Source organism: Sneathiella litorea, from assembly GCF_009882915.1.
Taxonomy (GTDB): domain Bacteria; phylum Pseudomonadota; class Alphaproteobacteria; order Sneathiellales; family Sneathiellaceae; genus Sneathiella; species Sneathiella litorea.
In genome coordinates, this window is sequence record NZ_WTUW01000001.1 from 703144 (window position 1) to 718992 (window position 15849).

Below are 15849 nucleotides of genomic sequence, written 5' to 3' on the forward strand. Positions count from 1 at the left end.
GCGTCTATAGACCGCAAGGCAAATTTCCGCTAGAAGCCGCACATGACAAAATCGTCCGCCAACTCCCGTGCTGCCGCCGTTCGGCTTCTCATACGTGTGCTTCAGAAACAGCAGCCACTGGAAGACGCACTTGATCCTGTATTACAAGGCTTTCCGGCACGAGACCGGGCCCTGACCCGGGCCATTACATCAACAACATTGCGCCACCTTGGTGTTATCGATGCCCTTATCGACAAGATGCTGGATCGACCTTTACCTGAAAAGGCGCAGGAAATTCGCCATATCCTGCGGATCGGGATCACGCAAATACTCTATTTGAACATCCCTTCCCATGCGGCGGTGCATGATACGGTCGCGCTTGTACCGGATCGAAGCAAACATAAAGGGCTGGTAAACGCACTCCTTCGACGCATCGACCGACAGGGCGAAAAACTGCTGGCGAAAATTGATATCCCGAGAGTCAATACACCTGCCTGGCTATGGGAATCATGGGTGAGACATTATGGTGACGAAACGGCGCGCCTGATTGCAAAGGCACATTTAACCGAAGCGTCGCTTGATATTTCCGTAAAAACAGATCCCGGAAAATGGGAAGCGGAACTTAACTCAGAGTTGCTACCGACAGGGACTCTTCGCCGGGCAACGATTACAACACTAAACGAGCTTCCTGGTTACGATGACGGCGAGTGGTGGGTGCAAGATGCGGCCGCAGCCTTGCCAGCAAAGCTTCTTGGCGATATTTCTGGCAAACTGATCATTGATCTTTGTGCTGCTCCTGGCGGCAAAACCGCACAGCTCGCCGCCGCAGGCGCAAAGGTCATTGCTCTTGACCGATCGAAAAATCGGTTGAAACGCCTGACTGAGAATATGGAGCGCCTCCGCTTGCCGGTCATAGTGGATGTGGGCGATGCTGAGAGTTTCGTGCCAGATCAGCAACCTGACGGCATTTTGCTGGATGCTCCCTGCTCCAGCACTGGAACCCTCCGCCGCCATCCTGATGTCGCCTATCTCAAATCCCAGGCCGATGTCGAAAAACTGAGCGGGCTGCAAGCTCGCCTTCTGGACAATTCAGCGCAAATGCTCAAAACCGGCGGACTTCTGGTTTACAGTGTCTGTTCGCTGCAGCCGGAGGAAGGAGAGGCGCAAGTCGCGGCTTTTCTTGAGCGTAACCCACTATTCGTAAGGGAAGCGATCAAGGCGGAAGAAATCGGTGGTGCTGGCGACCTCATTAATTCTGAAGGTGATCTTCGCTCTCTGCCCTTTCATCTTGGCGGCATGGATGGATTTTACGCAGCACGCCTTAGAAAAATATCTACCTCCTCCGCTTGAGCACCCTATTTGGTCATGGTAAAGACATGGTGTAACTTGCACCATGGTTGCAGAAATTTTGGTTTGAAGGACCCCTAATGCGTAAACCGGTCAGAATAGCCCCGTCCATCCTTGCCGCCGATTTCGCGAAACTCGGCGAAGAAGTAAGTAATATTACAAAAGCCGGAGCTGATTTTATCCATGTCGATGTCATGGATGGCCATTTCGTTCCAAATATCAGCTTTGGCCCTGCGGTGACCAAGTCCGTGCGAGGCTATACCGATATTCCGTTTGATTGCCATCTGATGATCACGCCGGTTGATCCCTTTATTGAGGAATTTGTCGACGCAGGCGCAAATATCATCACCTTGCATCAGGAAGCGGGCCCGCATCTTCACCGCAGTCTCCAGTTGATCAAATCCCACGGCGTGAAGGCCGGCGTTTCACTGAACCCGTCAACACCTGCCTCCACGCTTGAGCATGTGATGGATGAGGTGGACCTCATTCTGGTGATGAGCGTAAATCCCGGCTTCGGCGGACAGAAATTCATTCCGTCCCAACTCGATAAAATCCGGACTATTCGCGACATGATTGACGCCTCGGGCCGGGATATCGACCTCGAAGTAGATGGCGGAATTAACGCGGAAACGGCCCCGAAGGTGATCGAAGCCGGTGCTGATCTTCTGGTTGCAGGCAGCGCGGCTTTCAAGGGCGGGCCGGAACAATATGCCGCAAATATTAATGCGGTGCTGGGACGGACATGAGCAAAGCGGCGATAGTTCCTGCGAAAGGAGGCTTACCGTCGCGGCGACTGATTTCCGATGTAATTTATGCAAGCGGCGCCTATCAGGCATTACTGAAAAGCCGCGTTCCAAAGCGGCTCATCCATACGCCTGTGGATGTTTTCCCTGGTAATGGAGAGCGGGCGGATAAAATATACCAAAGCCATTTCGAGTTTGCCGGTTTCAGCCTTGAACAGGATGATCAGGAACCCTGGCAAGCGGAAGGAATGCCCCTCGTCTGGCATAAGGAGTTGCATGAGTTCGGCTGGCTCCGGGATTTTTCAGCAAATGGAACCGAGGCGGCACGGCACCATTCCCGCGCCCTGATCCTTTCCTGGATTGATCATTTTGCCGTCTATCGTCCCTATGTCTGGGATGAAGATGTCCTCGCGCGGCGTCTGGTCGCCTGGTTCTGCTATGGCCAGTTTCTCCTTGAAAATGAGGAAGGCGAGTTCAATTATAAATTTCTGCGGGCCGCCCGCCGCCAGTATATCCATTTGAGCCGGATCGCAAAAAACAAGCCACAAGGCGAAGACAGAGTGGCGAGCTGGCAAGCACTTCTATATGGCGCACTTTGCTTTCCCGATATGGTAAAGAACAGTGGAAAGTATCTGTCCTCACTTGAAACAGAACTCAATCGCGTCGTCCTTGCCGATGGTTGTCATATCAGCCGCAACCCGGAACGCCATTTGACCCTGCTGGGGGATCTTATCGGCATCCGCAATACGTTAATGGCGGCCAATGAAATGGTACCGGTCGCAATCAACAATGCCATCGATCGGCTGGCTCCGGCAATCCGCTTTTTCCAGCATGGCGATGGCTGTCTCGCACTCTTTAATGGCGGCCTCAAGCTGCCGGAAGGATATTGCGACAACCTTCTCGCTCTCTCAGATGCAACAGGCCGCGCACCGCAGCGTTTCCCGCAAGGTGGGTTCGAGCGATTAAAGGCGGGACGTGCGCTCCTTATCCTGGAAAGCGGCGAAGGGGGCCGTTCGACCAACGATCAAACCCATGCCGGGCTGTTGAGTTTTGAGTTCAGCTATGGGCGGGAGCGATTGATTGTTAACTGCGGCGCCGTACGCGACCCGGACTCCGCCTGGGGCAAGGCACTCGCAGCAACGGCGGCGCATTCTACTCTCGGGTTTGACAATATCAACGCTGTGTTCCCGCCGCGCAACTCGTCCAGCGAGGAGCACAGCAAAGTCGTCCGCAATGAAGATGACGGGAATACCTGGCTCGATCTGGAGAGCAAGAGTTATCTGGATACTGTCGGCGTACTCCATCGCCGCCGCCTGTATCTGGATGCAAGCGGCCTGGCTCTTCGGGGGGAGGATCAGATCATCCCGGAGCGAATGCCGCCTTCCGGCCGATCACATTTCAGCCTCCGTTTTCATTTGCATCCGGATTTAAGTATTTCACGAAGTGCCAGCGGGAAAAAAATCCTGATCCGTACGCCGAGCGGAACGGGCTGGAAGTTCCTGACCGCCGCGCCCCGTCTTTCACTTGAAGAAAGCGTCTATTGCAGCGAGCCCGGGGAGCGTCGTCATAATCAGCAGATTGTCATCACCGGCCAGCTCATCGATCAGGAACCAATCCTGATCAAATGGGCATTGACCCGTCTTTCAGACTAAGACCTAAAGCTGCCAGCGCTTGATGCTGGATGAAAATTCCGTATCACGCCAGATGCCCTTCACATCGGCAATCAACCCTTCCCCGCCCATCATTTCTTCCAGCGCGGCAGGAGAAAGATCGCGGTAAACGGAATGGGCAACCGCCCCAACAATAGCGTCATAACCATTCAGGTTGGACAGGCTCTCAATAAGATCAATATCAAGAAACTGTTGCGCCTCATCTTTGTCGGCAAGCGGATCATGTACATCGACCTCATGGCCATGTTCACGCAGCACACTGATGATATCGACAACCTTGGTATTGCGAAGATCCGGCACATTCTCCTTGAACGTCACACCAAGAACAAGAATTTTGCTCTTACCGGTAAGTTGTTCATGGATGCTGTCCGCAATGAACTTGCCCATATTCTCGTTAATACGCCGCCCAGTCAGGATCAGGTCGGCGAAATGACCGACTTCATTGGCTCGATGCGCAAGATAGAAAGGATCGACGCCAATACAGTGGCCACCGACGAGCCCTGGCGTAAAATTCAGGAAGTTCCATTTCGTGCCTGCCGTTTCCAGTACATCATAGGCAGAAATGCCGAGTTTCTGGAAAATCATCGTCGCCTCATTAACGAACGCGATATTGATATCGCGTTGCGCGTTCTCGATCACTTTCGCCGCCTCGGCTGTCTTGATATTGCGCGCACGATAGGTTCCGCCCGTTGTCGCCGCACCGTAAATATCAGCAAGGATGTCTGTTACTTCCTCTGTCTGGCCTGCAACAACCTTAATGATCTTGTCCACGGTATGAATCTTGTCACCGGGGTTGATCCTCTCCGGCGAATAGCCGAGATAAAAATCTTCTCCCGACTTCATGCCGGAGGTTTCCTCTAAAATCGGGCCGCAAACATCTTCGGTCACGCCCGGATAAACCGTGCTCTCAACCACAACGATCGCGCCTTTCTTGAGGACAGGCCCGACAGCCTTACAAGCCCCTTTCAGCGGGCTCAGATCAGGCTTGTCGTCGTCGTCCACGGGAGTCGGCACGGTTACGATATGAATATCCGCATCGCGCGTATCATTAATATCGGTCGTGAAGCGCACGCTGCTGGCCCGCAACGCAGGCGTATCGATCTCCATTGTCCGATCGTGGCCATGGCGAAGCTCCTCAACCCGACCGTCATTTACGTCAAAACCGATGACGTCAAAACTTCTCGCCAGCGCAACGGCAAGTGGGAGGCCCACGTATCCAAGGCCTACAATTGAAATTTTGGTTTTGCCGCTAACCTTATCGCGCCCTTGCAGGGCCGCCGGTGCTGTATTCGCCATAGGCTATTCTGTCCTGTAAAAATTGCGTCCGTAGTTGGTAACGCCGGGATATTAGTTTGTCCAAGTTTTTTTTTCGTTAAAAGGTTCCGCAAATTCCCGCTCCATGCTATAGGGCGCATACTCCCGCAATTTCTATTTCAAAGGATGTATTCCATCGATGTCCCGCACCGATCTACAACCTGTTTCCCGCGCCCTTATTTCTGTTTCGGATAAATCTGGCCTGGTTGATCTCGGCAAGGCGCTGGCGGCGCTTAATGTCGAAATTCTCTCTACTGGCGGCAGCGCCAAAATGCTGATGGAGGCGGGCGTCAAAGTGACAGAAGTCGCCGCGCACACCGGCTTTCCCGAAATGATGGACGGCCGTGTAAAAACTCTGCATCCGACAATTCATGGCGGAATCCTGGCGCTTCGTGATAATCCGGATCACGCCAAGGCAATGACCGATCATAATATCGGCGGTATTGATCTGGTGGTTGTTAATCTCTATCCGTTCGAGGAAACGGTTGCTAAGGGCGCTGATTTCCATACCTGCATCGAGAATATCGATATCGGCGGCCCGGCCATGATCCGCTCCGCGGCGAAGAACTATGGCTTCGTCTCCGTTATTGTCGATACCGGTGATTATCAGGCGGTTATCAACGAATTAACGGAAACCGGCGGCAAGACAAGCATTGAACTTCGCAAGAAGCTGGCCGCCAAGGCCTATGCACGCACCGGCGCCTATGACGCGGCCATTTCCAACTGGTATGCCGCGCAGCTTGGCGAAACGTATCCTGATCGCCTAGTCCTTGCCGGTACCCGTCAACAAGTCCTGCGCTATGGGGAAAACCCTCATCAGTCCGCCGCCTTTTATGCCAATGATGAAAAACGCATCGGCGTTGCTGCAGCCACGCAGATTCAGGGCAAGGAACTTTCCTACAATAACTTTAACGACACAGATGCCGCATTCGAGCTGGTCGCGGAATTCGATCCGAAAGTAAGCGGACCAGCCTGCGCCATCATCAAGCATGCCAATCCTTGCGGTGTCGCCATGGCGCCAACCCTTGCGGATGCTTATAAAGCGGCCTTTGCCTGCGACACCACCTCGGCCTTCGGTGGCATTATCGCTCTCAACCAACCATTGGATGCCGCAACGGCCAAGGAGATTGTCAAGATTTTCACCGAAGTTATTATTGCACCAGATGCGGATGACGCGGCGAAAGAGATTATTGCAGCAAAGAAGAATCTCCGCTTACTGCTAACCGGTGGCTTGCCGAACCCAAGTATACCGGGTCAGATGGTCAAATCACTGGCCAGCGGCTATCTCATCCAGGATCGTGACAATGCCCTGACTGCAAGCCCTGAACTTAAGGTCGTTACTAAACGCGCGCCAAGCGATCAGGAAATGAAGGACCTTAAATTCGCCTTTACGGTCGCCAAGCATGTAAAATCGAACGCGATTGTCTATGTTCGGGACGGCGCGACTGTAGGCGTCGGTGCCGGGCAGATGAGCCGGGTTGATTCATCGAAGATCGCCGCCAGCAAATCTCTGGAAGCGGCTCAGAACGCGGGTGAGACAACAGCTTGGGCCAAAGGGTCGGTGGTTGCTTCCGATGCGTTCTTCCCCTTTGCGGACGGCCTGCTCGCCGCGGCAGAGGCGGGCGCAACAGCGGTGATCCAGCCCGGTGGCTCCATGCGTGATGATGAAGTGATTGCCGCCGCCGACGAAGCCGGGCTTGCCATGGTATTTACCGGCATGCGACATTTCCGCCATTAAGTTTTCTGGTTAGAGGAGCACGGCAATGATTATTACCACAACCGGGTCCGTTGAGGGGCACGCCATCGCCTCTTACTTAGGTGTTGTTGGCGGTGAGGCGGTAATGGGGTCCAACTTTATCCGTGATTTTTTCGCGCGGGTGACCGATACGCTTGGCGGGCGGTCTAACGCCTACCAGAAGGAAATCCGGAATGCGCGCGCCCATGCGCTTAGCGATATGAAGGAAGAAGCCGCCGACATTGGTGCCGACGCCATTGTCGGGATCAGCCTTGATGTCGAGGTCATCGGCGATAGCATGTTGATGGTCACGGTTTCGGGAACGGCGGTCAAGCTGGCCTGATCGCTATCTGTGGTCGGGTTCGCGCACGAAGCTCAACAAGGCGGCGCCTAAAATCAACAGCGAGAAGATCACAATCATCGCCGGGCGTTGCTGGCCGGTGGCGGTTGTAACAATCCCGATAAGAAGCGGCGCAACAAATGCGGTCGCCTTGCCGGAAAGCGCAAAGAGACCGAAAAATTCTCCCGCCTTCTCCGGTGGAGACATACGTGCAATCAGGGTTCGGCTTGCAGCCTGTGCCGGCCCAAAGAACAGCCCCATGATAAAGGCGAACACCATAAAGACCATTTCGGCGGGGCTTGCGAATAATGCGTCCCCTTCCACTGGCATAGCCGCCGGAAATCCGAACAGGACCTGGCCATCGCTGATTGATAGAATACCGACGGAAGCAAAGGCAAGTCCCAGCACGGAAATGACAATTGTCGGTTTCGAGCCGAGCTTGTCATCCAGGAAGCCACCGATAAAGCATCCGGCAATCGCAAAGAAATTGATCAGGATGCCAAAGATACCAAGCTCCGTTATCCCCCAACTAAAGAGCCCGGCAGCATAAATGCCTGAAAAGCCAATAAGGGCGAGAATACCGTCGTTATAGAACATCCGGGCGACCAGAAAGTAGACAATGTTGCGATAGGCTTTCAAGGATCGAAGCGTTGTCATCAGTGATGCCAGCCCCTGACGCACCGCCTCTTTCTTCGATATGTCACTTGCTGCCCGGTCCGGCGTGAACAGCATCATCGGAATAATGAATACCAACAACCAGATGGCGGCCATTGGCCCGGTAATCCGGTCGGGCTCATGCAGGGCTTTGCTCAGGCCAAAGAGGGGAACTTCCGGCAGGGAGAATCCAAATAGCACGATGAACAATGCGATAAGCCCGCCGATATAGCCAAGACCCCAGCCGTAGCCGCTAAGTCGGCCCATCCGCTCTGGCGATACCAGGGTCGGCAGCATCGCGTTATTGAAGACAATACTAAACTCCACCCCAATAGTCCCGATCACAATTCCCGCCAGTATCCATATGATACCGCTTTGCTGGTCCGGCACTGCCCACCAAAGTGAAAAGGCGCCAATTGCACAAAGAATTGAAAAAAACAGGATCCAGGGTTTTCGGGCACCCCCAGCGTCGGCAATAGAGCCAAAAACCGGGCTTAAAATTGCAATCAAGGCCCCCGCGATCGCCTGAGTATAGCCCCAGTACGCCTGCCCTTCCGCCGGTGTATCCGCGACAAAAGACGTGAAATAGGGGGCGAAGATAAAGGTGGTAACAACGGTGAAAAACGGCTGATTCGCCCAGTCAAACAACGCCCAGGAGAATTTTCCGAGCTTGCCCGACTCAGACGGAACCCCCTCGTTCATAACGCTCATGTCGTTCCCCCTACTGACCCTTCGACAGCTTTCACGCTACGCTAACGAGCCAGGATAAACAATCACGTAATAAACGAGCGGAACTGTTGATTGGCGAAGACAAGCTTTGAAATATCCAGCCCGCCTGTTGATTTCAACTCCTTGATGAGCTCAGAAGTACGCTTGATGGTCATCTGGTTATTTTTACACCAGAAATCGAAGGCATCCCGGCCTTTATGACCGTTAGATCCGGTAAAAACCGCTGTCGTGATCGCCCGTTGCTGGCCATAGAGATCATCAATGATCGCCGTAATGGCAAGGCGGTCCCAATTGTCGTCCGGCTCGATTGTTTCAGCAGCCGTCCGCAACCAATCGAGATTGAGCTCAGCACCAACAGCAAAGTAAACTTCACCCACGTCCGTAATCGGTTGAGTCGACGTTTTGCCGGCCTGGATTACATCCAGCGAGGAGCGCAATGGCCCAAGCGCCGCCACCCGCCGCGCAAGCGGTTCCGGTACACCATCGGCGACCAGCTGATTGATGTGGGATACGAAGCGAGTCTTGCCGTCGTTACTCAGCAATCCTTCAAGACCCTTTTCCAGCTTACGCATATCTGTGGCAAGGCCTTTAACTTCAGCAGCAATATTCCCCGTACGGGACAGATGCCGCAGACACCAAAGCGTTACACGACGTGCCAACTTCTGGGTCACATCAATCATGCGACCCTGGATATCAGTGCTGACCTTGTTATCAAGCGCCTCAATCCCCGCCCAGAGTTTTTCAAGGTCAAAAACCTCACAGACTATTGCAAAGGCACGTGCTACGTCCTCAGCCTTGCATCCCAACTCTTCCTGCATTTGCAGCACAAACGTGGGACCGCCCCGATTTATGAGTTGATTGACAATGACGGTCGTGATGATTTCACGGCGCAGCCTGTGTCCTGCCACATAAGCGGCATATTTCTCGCGGAGTTGTGGGGGGAAATAGCCGGCCAGCCAGTTTTCGTAAAAAGGATCGTCCGGCAGGCTCGTTTCGAGGATATCCTCATAGAGTGTCATTTTCGCATAGGCGAGAAGAACAGATATTTCCGGCCGCGAAAGACCGATATTAGTCGCCAGCCGACGGGTGATCTCATCATCATCCGGCAGATTTTCAACGCTGCGGTTCAACCGATTTTTCTTTTCCAGATCCCTCATGAAAAGAACATCATCGGTAAAATTATCAACGCTCTGACGTTCGGCCATCGTCAAAGCCTGTGACTGCAGGTAGTTATCTATCAGGACGTGGTCAGCAACAGCGTCTGTCATGTCGACGAGCAGACGGTCGCGCTGCTTTTCCGTCATCTCTCCGTCATCGAGAACGGCACGAAGCAGGATCTTTATATTCACTTCATGGTCGGAGCAATCGACGCCCGCCGAGTTATCAATAGCATCTGTATTCAGTCGACCGCCGTTTAGCGCATATTCAATACGCCCAAGCTGCGTGACCCCAAGGTTACCTCCCTCGCCAATGACTTTCGCACGCACTTCCTTGCCATTGACGCGAATGGCGTCATTGGCGCGGTCACCCACCTCACCATTGCTTTGATGCGTGGCCTTGATATAGGTTCCAATGCCACCGAACCACAAGAGATCGACTTTCATCTTCAAAATAGTGGTTATCAACTCATTCGGCGTGACATTATCCGTCTTGATATCCAGAAGTTTCTTAATCTCCGGCGACAGGGAAATGGATTTTGCCTTTCGATCAAATATACCGCCGCCCGCCGAGATCAGTTTTGGATTGTAATCCTCCCAGGAGGAACGGGGCAGGGCGAAGATTCGCTCACGCTCCGCATGGCTTTTGGCGGCATCCGGCGTCGGATCAATAAAGATATTACGATGATCGAAAGCGGCGACCAGCCTGATTTTCTTCGATAGCAGCATGCCATTGCCGAACACATCGCCGGACATATCGCCGATGCCCGCAACGTCAAATTCCTGACTTTGGGTATCGATGCCCATTTCGCGGAAATGCCGCTTCACGGATTCCCAGGCACCCCGTGCCGTAATCCCCATTTTCTTATGATCATAACCCGCCGCCCCGCCTGAGGCGAAGGCATCGCCGAGCCAGAATCCATATGAAATAGCCACAGCATTTGCGATGTCCGAGAAGGTCGCTGTTCCCTTGTCCGCCGCGACCACGAGATAGGGGTCGTCACCGTCATGGCGGACAACATTTTTCGGGGGCACCACTTCGCTGCCGACATAATTATCCGTAATATCGAGCAGGCCGGAGATAAAGATCTTGTAGCAATTGATGCCTTCCGCAAGAATTTCCTCGCGAGAGCCTGCAGTCGGTAAATTCTTGGGATAAAAGCCCCCTTTGGACCCGACAGGTACAATTACCGTATTTTTTACCATCTGGGCTTTCATCAGGCCAAGAACTTCAGTCCTGTAATCCTCCCGACGGTCAGACCAGCGCAGTCCCCCGCGGGCAACCTTACCACCCCGCAGATGCACCCCTTCCACTCGTGGGCTATAGACAAAGATTTCCACCGCTGGCCGCGGTAATGGCAGTTCGTCCAGCTTCTGACTATCAAGCTTGAAGGAGTAGTAGGGTTTTCCCTGCTCATCTTGGCAGTTTTGGAAAACATTCGTTCGCAGGGTGTTGACGATCAGATTGACGAAACGGCGCAAGATCCTGTCTTCGTCAAGGCTGGAGACCTCATCAAGCAGTTGCCAGATCTCTTCCACGATGCGAACAACATTCGCATCCCGATTATCTTCCTGCGCAGGATCGCAACGGGCGTAGAAAAGATCGATGAGGCGACGGGATATTTCCGGGTTCCCCGAAAGCGTATTCATCATGTAAGTCTGACTGAAGGTAATACCTGCCTGCCGCAAATACTTCGCAAAGGCCCGTAGCACCACAATGTTGGCCCAGTCCAGTCCCGCCCGTAATACCAGACGGTTGAACCCGTCATTCTCCATATTGCCGGTCCAGACACGGCGGAAAGTTTCCTCGAACTTCGCTTTCAGATCGTGCAGGTCCAGGGCAAAGCCGCCGGGTTCAATCAACTCGAAGTCATGGATCCATACCTTCCCCTTAAGCTCCTCCGACGTGACCAGATAGGGGTTCTCAGAAAGAACCTTCAAGCCCATATTCTCCAGCATCGGCAGGCAATCGGAAAGCGTCAAGGGTATCTCATGGCTATACACCTTAAACCGGACCGTGTTTTCTGAATCTTCAACCCAGCGATACAGATTGAGGCCCAGTTCTTTAGTTTTGAAAACCGCTTCTATCTTTTCAATATCATAGAGAGCCAGATCAGCGTTAAAGCGTTCCTTGTACCCTGCCGGAAATGCGTTGCCATAGCGGGATCTTAGGTGCAGGCCCTTTTCCTCGCCCCATTTTTCAAGCAGCGAATCAATAAGATCATCGGCCCAGCTGCGTGAAGCTTCTATAAGACGCCGCTCCAGATCTTCTTCATCGACAACCGGCTTGCGCTTGCTTTTGAGCGAGATGATGTAATGAATACGCGCCAGCACATCGTCGCCGACGAGCGCGTAATGGGACGACAGCGTCCCGTTATGCTCTTCGGCCAGCAGTTCACCGAATTTCCGGCGGAGATCGGTGTTGAATTTTTCCCGCGGGATATAGATGATGACGGAAACAAAACGCTCGAACCGGTCCCGTCGCAACAGGACACCGATGCGCGGTCGTTCCTGCAATGACATGATCTTCGTGGCATTTTCCAACAGATCCTCGACAGATATCTGGAACAGCTCATCGCGCGGATAGCTTTCGAGGATATGGGTGAAGGCCTTTTCATCATGGCTGTTTTTCGAGAATCCCGCCATTTCCAGCGTCTGGCTGACTTTACGGCGCAAATAGGGAATATCCCGGGGTATGCGATTATAGGCCGCCGAGGTGAACAAGCCTGTAAAGCGGTGTTCACCAATCACCTCTCCTTTTTCATTAAACTTTTTAACACCAACATAATCAAGGTGGACAGCGCGATGCACGGTCGAACGGACATTGGCTTTTGTTACGATGATCAGCTCGCGTCGGCGCAGGAAATCCTTTACTTCCGGCGACATTTCCGTCCCACCAGTCATGATCCGGCGTGTCGGATCACGCAAAATGCCCAGACCGGACTCTTCAACCAGCTTCCATTTATCGGACCGGCCCTTGCCGTCTTCGGCAAACTCAAACTCCCGATAACCCAAGAACGTAAAATGATTGTCCGACATCCAATGCAACAAGGCCAGCGCTTCATCAATTTCGGCTTTATCCAGCGGCGGAGGAGTTTTCTTCAGATTCGTGCTAATCGCATCAACATGAGCGAGTATCGGTTTCCAGTCCGCGACCGAAACCCGGACATCATCTAAAGTAGCCCGCAGACTGTCCTCAATTTCCAGCAGCACTTTCGGATCAGATTGTTCATCAATCTCAAAGTGCATAATACTTTCGCGAACGCTTTTTTGCTTTCCCTTTGGCTCGCCCGCATAAGTGCGAAGGCAATTCCCATCCGCATCCCGCTCCACATAGACAACCGGATGGATAACCTGATGAACAGTAAGACCGCGGCGGTTCAAGGCGGCGGTAACACTGTCGACGAGGAAGGGCATGTCATCATTGACAATTTCAACGACAGAGTGGGTCGTCTTCCATCCATGCTCTTCCAAATTGGGCGTGAAGACCCGTAGCTTTGTCTTGCCCGGCGCGCGCGTCGCCGCAAATTTATAAAGCGAAACTGCAGAACCATAAAGGTGCTCTGGCGAGATCTCCAGAAGGTCTTCGGGCGTCGGGCGCTCATAGAAAAGGCGTACGAAGTTAATCGCATCCTCCGCCGTCTTTTTATCCAGCCGACTTTCAATTATTGCGAGAACTTTATCTATTTGCTCTGCTTTGAGATCTTGTGCTTTTGCGACCATTTTCTGAATCCCACTTCTTCAGATTTTGCAGTGACTGTCATTAAAAATGACTATATATGCCTACCCTATCTTCTAAGAGTTAATTTGCAAATAATTTTAGAGAGCAAAAAAAGTTCTTATTTTTTCAAGATGTTATTTTATGTGTTCTCAAGAATTAGGCCAATCTGATTTGGGCTTTTTTCAGAATGGCGAAACGATCGCAACTCAAGGAATCTTCCACAGATTGTTATTATTGACATTTCAACCTGTCAGCACGCATCCGCCTTTACATAAGAGAATAATTTATTAAACAAAACGAACGTTTGCTTACTACAGGTTGTTATGAAATTAAGCCGGTTGAAACCATTCAGGCTGTTGTATTCCGGCCTGGGCTGAGAAAGGGTACGAAAGCTATTCGCAACCGGCTGCGTTGCGCGAGACTTTGTAAAGATGGGTTGCGTAAGGACCGAAGTTATCCTGAAAGCTCCCCCCATCGAGCGGGATGTGGCGCGCTTCGTCCATCACTTCGACATCGCGCAAGCCTTGGCTGTCCTTGATCTCAAATCGCGCTTCATTTGAAAATTTACTGATGGAGCCTGCAAAAATGTAAAGATGGCAATTGTCTTGCTTTACCAGCGCAGAAACACTTTGATTGGACGACCTTCCCGGTTGAATAGAGACCGCATCCACCAAGGTTTCACTTTTGAGAACGCGCGCGAGGCTCTGCAGCCGCTTGTTAATAGCCGTGATGTCCTCACGGAGGATGTCGTTCTCAAGAAGGGATGCTTCCACAAAATTAGGCGTGAATTGATGCACAAAATAAATGATGCCCTGGGCGCCATGTATGATGCTGAGCCACACCAGATTCCGGACCTGATTTCCTGTTGGCAGGATATCTGCGTTGGAAACCCGGCTCGCCTCAATCACGCTCCAGACCGGCTTTGTGCCTTCGGACCAGCCGATAAGCCGATTGACGCCACGCGCCACGAAATCCAGACGGCCGCGAACACTACTGTCACGGTGAGTAACGGGATATATATCGAAGGATAGAATATCCGCGGCTCTAACATAGTCCTGATAGTCCTCGGGATGGTTGGTTCGTGTCCCGCGCCCATGCCACTGATCCCAGGCAACCCCTTGCCCCAGATTGAGAAGGATGGGCCGCTCTGGATCGCGCGCCTTCATCTCCCGATACAGATCTATCAAGGTATCCGGGAGGACAGGAGGGCCAAACCCACCACCCTCCCGTGCCTGTGCATTGTCCGGCTCGTCAGGCATCATCCAACCAGCGATAATATCACGATATTTATTTTGGAGCGCGAGGATGTTTTGGGGAGTAAATACGGCCAACCTTGCGGCCTGCAGCTGGCTGAGCTGACTTTCCGTCGGACCCTGCCATAAGCCGGCATAGAAATTTATACCGATTGCTTTGTATTCAAGCGCATTTTCGGGATCCTGTAACCAGACCCCTATCGGGAAAACATCCGGGCGCTCCAGAAACTGGGCTGGAGGAAACTCGCTTTGCTCTGCGAGCACCTGGTTCTGAGGAAGGAAGGTAAAACAGTAAAGAAAGCCCAGGGATAAAAAGAGATAAAGCCTGAATCTCATAGAATTTCCTTGGTCCCCCCTTCTAGAACAAGGCAAGTCAGCAGGTTGGAATAAAAAGCCCCTGTATCAATACCGATCCGGTTGTCCTTGAGCTCGGGCTCCGGAATTATACTATGGCCGTGAACAATGACTTTCTCGTATAGCCCTTCATGCTCAAGAAAGGCATCGCGGATCCAGAGAAGGTCGTGTTCTTTCTGATTATCGATCGATTTTCCTGGCTCAATACCCGCGTGGACAAAAAAGTAGTCCCCAATCATGTGGCTGCTTTTTAACGAGCATATGAATTTTAGATGAGAATCAGGCAAATTCTTTCTCAGTTTCCGGCCCGCCTGAACAATCTTATCTTCCGTTATATCCCGAAGAGCAAAATCAACGCCATAGCTTCTAAGCGTTGCATCGCCTCCGTAATATAGCCAGCGCTTACCCTTTACCGGATCCTGCAAAAAGGACCTCATCGCTGCTTCATGATTTCCCTTTAGCGTAATGACATTCATATCCGACTGGTCAAGAGCTAAGAGCATGTTAATGACACCGGCGCTATCGGGTCCACGATCTACATAATCACCAAGAAAGATAAGATGCGTATCCGCTTTTTCCTTTGCGGCCCGATCCCGCGCAATCTTGTCAAGCAAGGAAGACAGTAAATCTTTTCGCCCATGGATATCGCCTATGACATATGCGCGTTGCCCTTCCGGAAGAGTGGCCGCGGCAACAGAGACAGGGCCTTCAGCGCTGCCGTCATTCACTTCCGGTGATCTTCTGGAAATAAATTTGTTTAGCCGAGTCAGTGGCATTCAATTCTTCTTTCAGTTTTTGCAACGGCGGGAATTGCGCCGTCCCTCATGTTCAGAGGGTCTTAAGCTAACTCTAT

Annotated in this window: 10 protein-coding genes; 5 read left to right on the forward strand and 5 right to left on the reverse strand. The window is 52.4% G+C overall.

Annotated elements, in window-relative coordinates; translation table 11 throughout:
• Positions 1–42: 42 nt before the first annotated feature.
• From GQE98_RS03440 to GQE98_RS03450, 3 genes are all read left to right on the forward strand, one after another.
• Positions 43–1329 (forward strand): RsmB/NOP family class I SAM-dependent RNA methyltransferase, encoded by a 1287-nt coding sequence (locus GQE98_RS03440; RefSeq protein WP_161314132.1) that lies wholly within the window; start codon positions 43–45, stop codon positions 1327–1329.
• A 77-nt stretch (positions 1330–1406) separates the two neighbouring features.
• Positions 1407–2072 (forward strand): ribulose-phosphate 3-epimerase, encoded by a 666-nt coding sequence (rpe, locus tag GQE98_RS03445; RefSeq protein WP_161314133.1) that lies wholly within the window; start codon positions 1407–1409, stop codon positions 2070–2072.
• The gene (locus tag GQE98_RS03450; RefSeq protein WP_161314134.1) at positions 2069–3721 is read left to right on the forward strand and encodes a heparinase II/III family protein; all 1653 of its coding nucleotides are present in this window, start codon (positions 2069–2071) and stop codon (positions 3719–3721) included. Before rpe ends, GQE98_RS03450 begins: the two co-directional genes overlap by 4 nt.
• A 3-nt stretch (positions 3722–3724) precedes the next feature.
• Here GQE98_RS03450 and GQE98_RS03455 read toward each other — a convergent pair whose 3' ends face one another.
• Positions 3725–5035, reverse strand: a complete 1311-nt coding sequence (locus GQE98_RS03455; protein WP_161314135.1) for a nucleotide sugar dehydrogenase — start codon at positions 5033–5035, stop codon at positions 3725–3727.
• A 157-nt stretch (positions 5036–5192) separates the two neighbouring features.
• Here GQE98_RS03455 and purH point away from each other — a divergent pair, with 157 nt between their 5' ends.
• Both purH and GQE98_RS03465 read left to right on the forward strand, forming a co-directional pair.
• Complete coding sequence (gene purH / locus GQE98_RS03460; protein WP_161314136.1) at positions 5193–6791, forward strand: bifunctional phosphoribosylaminoimidazolecarboxamide formyltransferase/IMP cyclohydrolase; 1599 nt, start codon at positions 5193–5195, stop codon at positions 6789–6791.
• A gap of 25 nt (positions 6792–6816) precedes the next feature.
• A complete protein-coding gene (locus GQE98_RS03465; protein ID WP_161314137.1) occupies positions 6817–7131 on the forward strand; it encodes a YbjQ family protein in 315 nt (104 codons plus the stop codon).
• A gap of 3 nt (positions 7132–7134) precedes the next feature.
• Here the strand turns inward: GQE98_RS03465 and GQE98_RS03470 are convergent, their stop codons facing one another.
• The 4 genes from GQE98_RS03470 to GQE98_RS03485 all read right to left on the reverse strand — a co-directional run bounded on the left by GQE98_RS03470 (position 7135) and on the right by GQE98_RS03485 (position 15772).
• Entirely contained in the window at positions 7135–8493 is a 1359-nt protein-coding gene (locus GQE98_RS03470; protein ID WP_161314138.1) for an MFS transporter, read from the reverse strand.
• A gap of 62 nt (positions 8494–8555) precedes the next feature.
• A complete protein-coding gene (locus tag GQE98_RS03475) occupies positions 8556–13391 on the reverse strand; it encodes an NAD-glutamate dehydrogenase (protein ID WP_161314139.1) in 4836 nt (1611 codons plus the stop codon).
• 390 nt (positions 13392–13781) lie between these two features.
• A complete protein-coding gene (locus GQE98_RS03480; RefSeq protein WP_161314140.1) occupies positions 13782–14978 on the reverse strand; it encodes an alpha-amylase family protein in 1197 nt (398 codons plus the stop codon).
• Positions 14975–15772 (reverse strand): metallophosphoesterase family protein, encoded by a 798-nt coding sequence (locus tag GQE98_RS03485; RefSeq protein WP_161314141.1) that lies wholly within the window; start codon positions 15770–15772, stop codon positions 14975–14977. Before GQE98_RS03485 ends, GQE98_RS03480 begins: the two co-directional genes overlap by 4 nt.
• Positions 15773–15849: the final 77 nt, after the last annotated feature.

Bases quoted from the DNA above. Each gene is read 5' to 3' on its own strand.
- GQE98_RS03440 (WP_161314132.1), top strand. From the start codon at position 43: ATGACAAAATCGTCCGCCAACTCCCGTGCTGCCGCCGTTCGGCTTCTC.
- GQE98_RS03465 (WP_161314137.1), top strand. From the start codon at position 6,817: ATGATTATTACCACAACCGGGTCCGTTGAGGGGCACGCCATCGCCTCT.
- GQE98_RS03485 (WP_161314141.1), bottom strand. From the start codon at position 15,772: ATGCCACTGACTCGGCTAAACAAATTTATTTCCAGAAGATCACCGGAA.
- GQE98_RS03470 (WP_161314138.1), bottom strand. From the start codon at position 8,493: ATGAGCGTTATGAACGAGGGGGTTCCGTCTGAGTCGGGCAAGCTCGGA.
- GQE98_RS03455 (WP_161314135.1), bottom strand. From the start codon at position 5,035: ATGGCGAATACAGCACCGGCGGCCCTGCAAGGGCGCGATAAGGTTAGC.
- purH (WP_161314136.1), top strand. From the start codon at position 5,193: ATGTCCCGCACCGATCTACAACCTGTTTCCCGCGCCCTTATTTCTGTT.
- GQE98_RS03480 (WP_161314140.1), bottom strand. From the start codon at position 14,978: ATGAGATTCAGGCTTTATCTCTTTTTATCCCTGGGCTTTCTTTACTGT.
- GQE98_RS03450 (WP_161314134.1), top strand. From the start codon at position 2,069: ATGAGCAAAGCGGCGATAGTTCCTGCGAAAGGAGGCTTACCGTCGCGG.
- rpe (WP_161314133.1), top strand. From the start codon at position 1,407: ATGCGTAAACCGGTCAGAATAGCCCCGTCCATCCTTGCCGCCGATTTC.
- GQE98_RS03475 (WP_161314139.1), bottom strand. From the start codon at position 13,391: ATGGTCGCAAAAGCACAAGATCTCAAAGCAGAGCAAATAGATAAAGTT.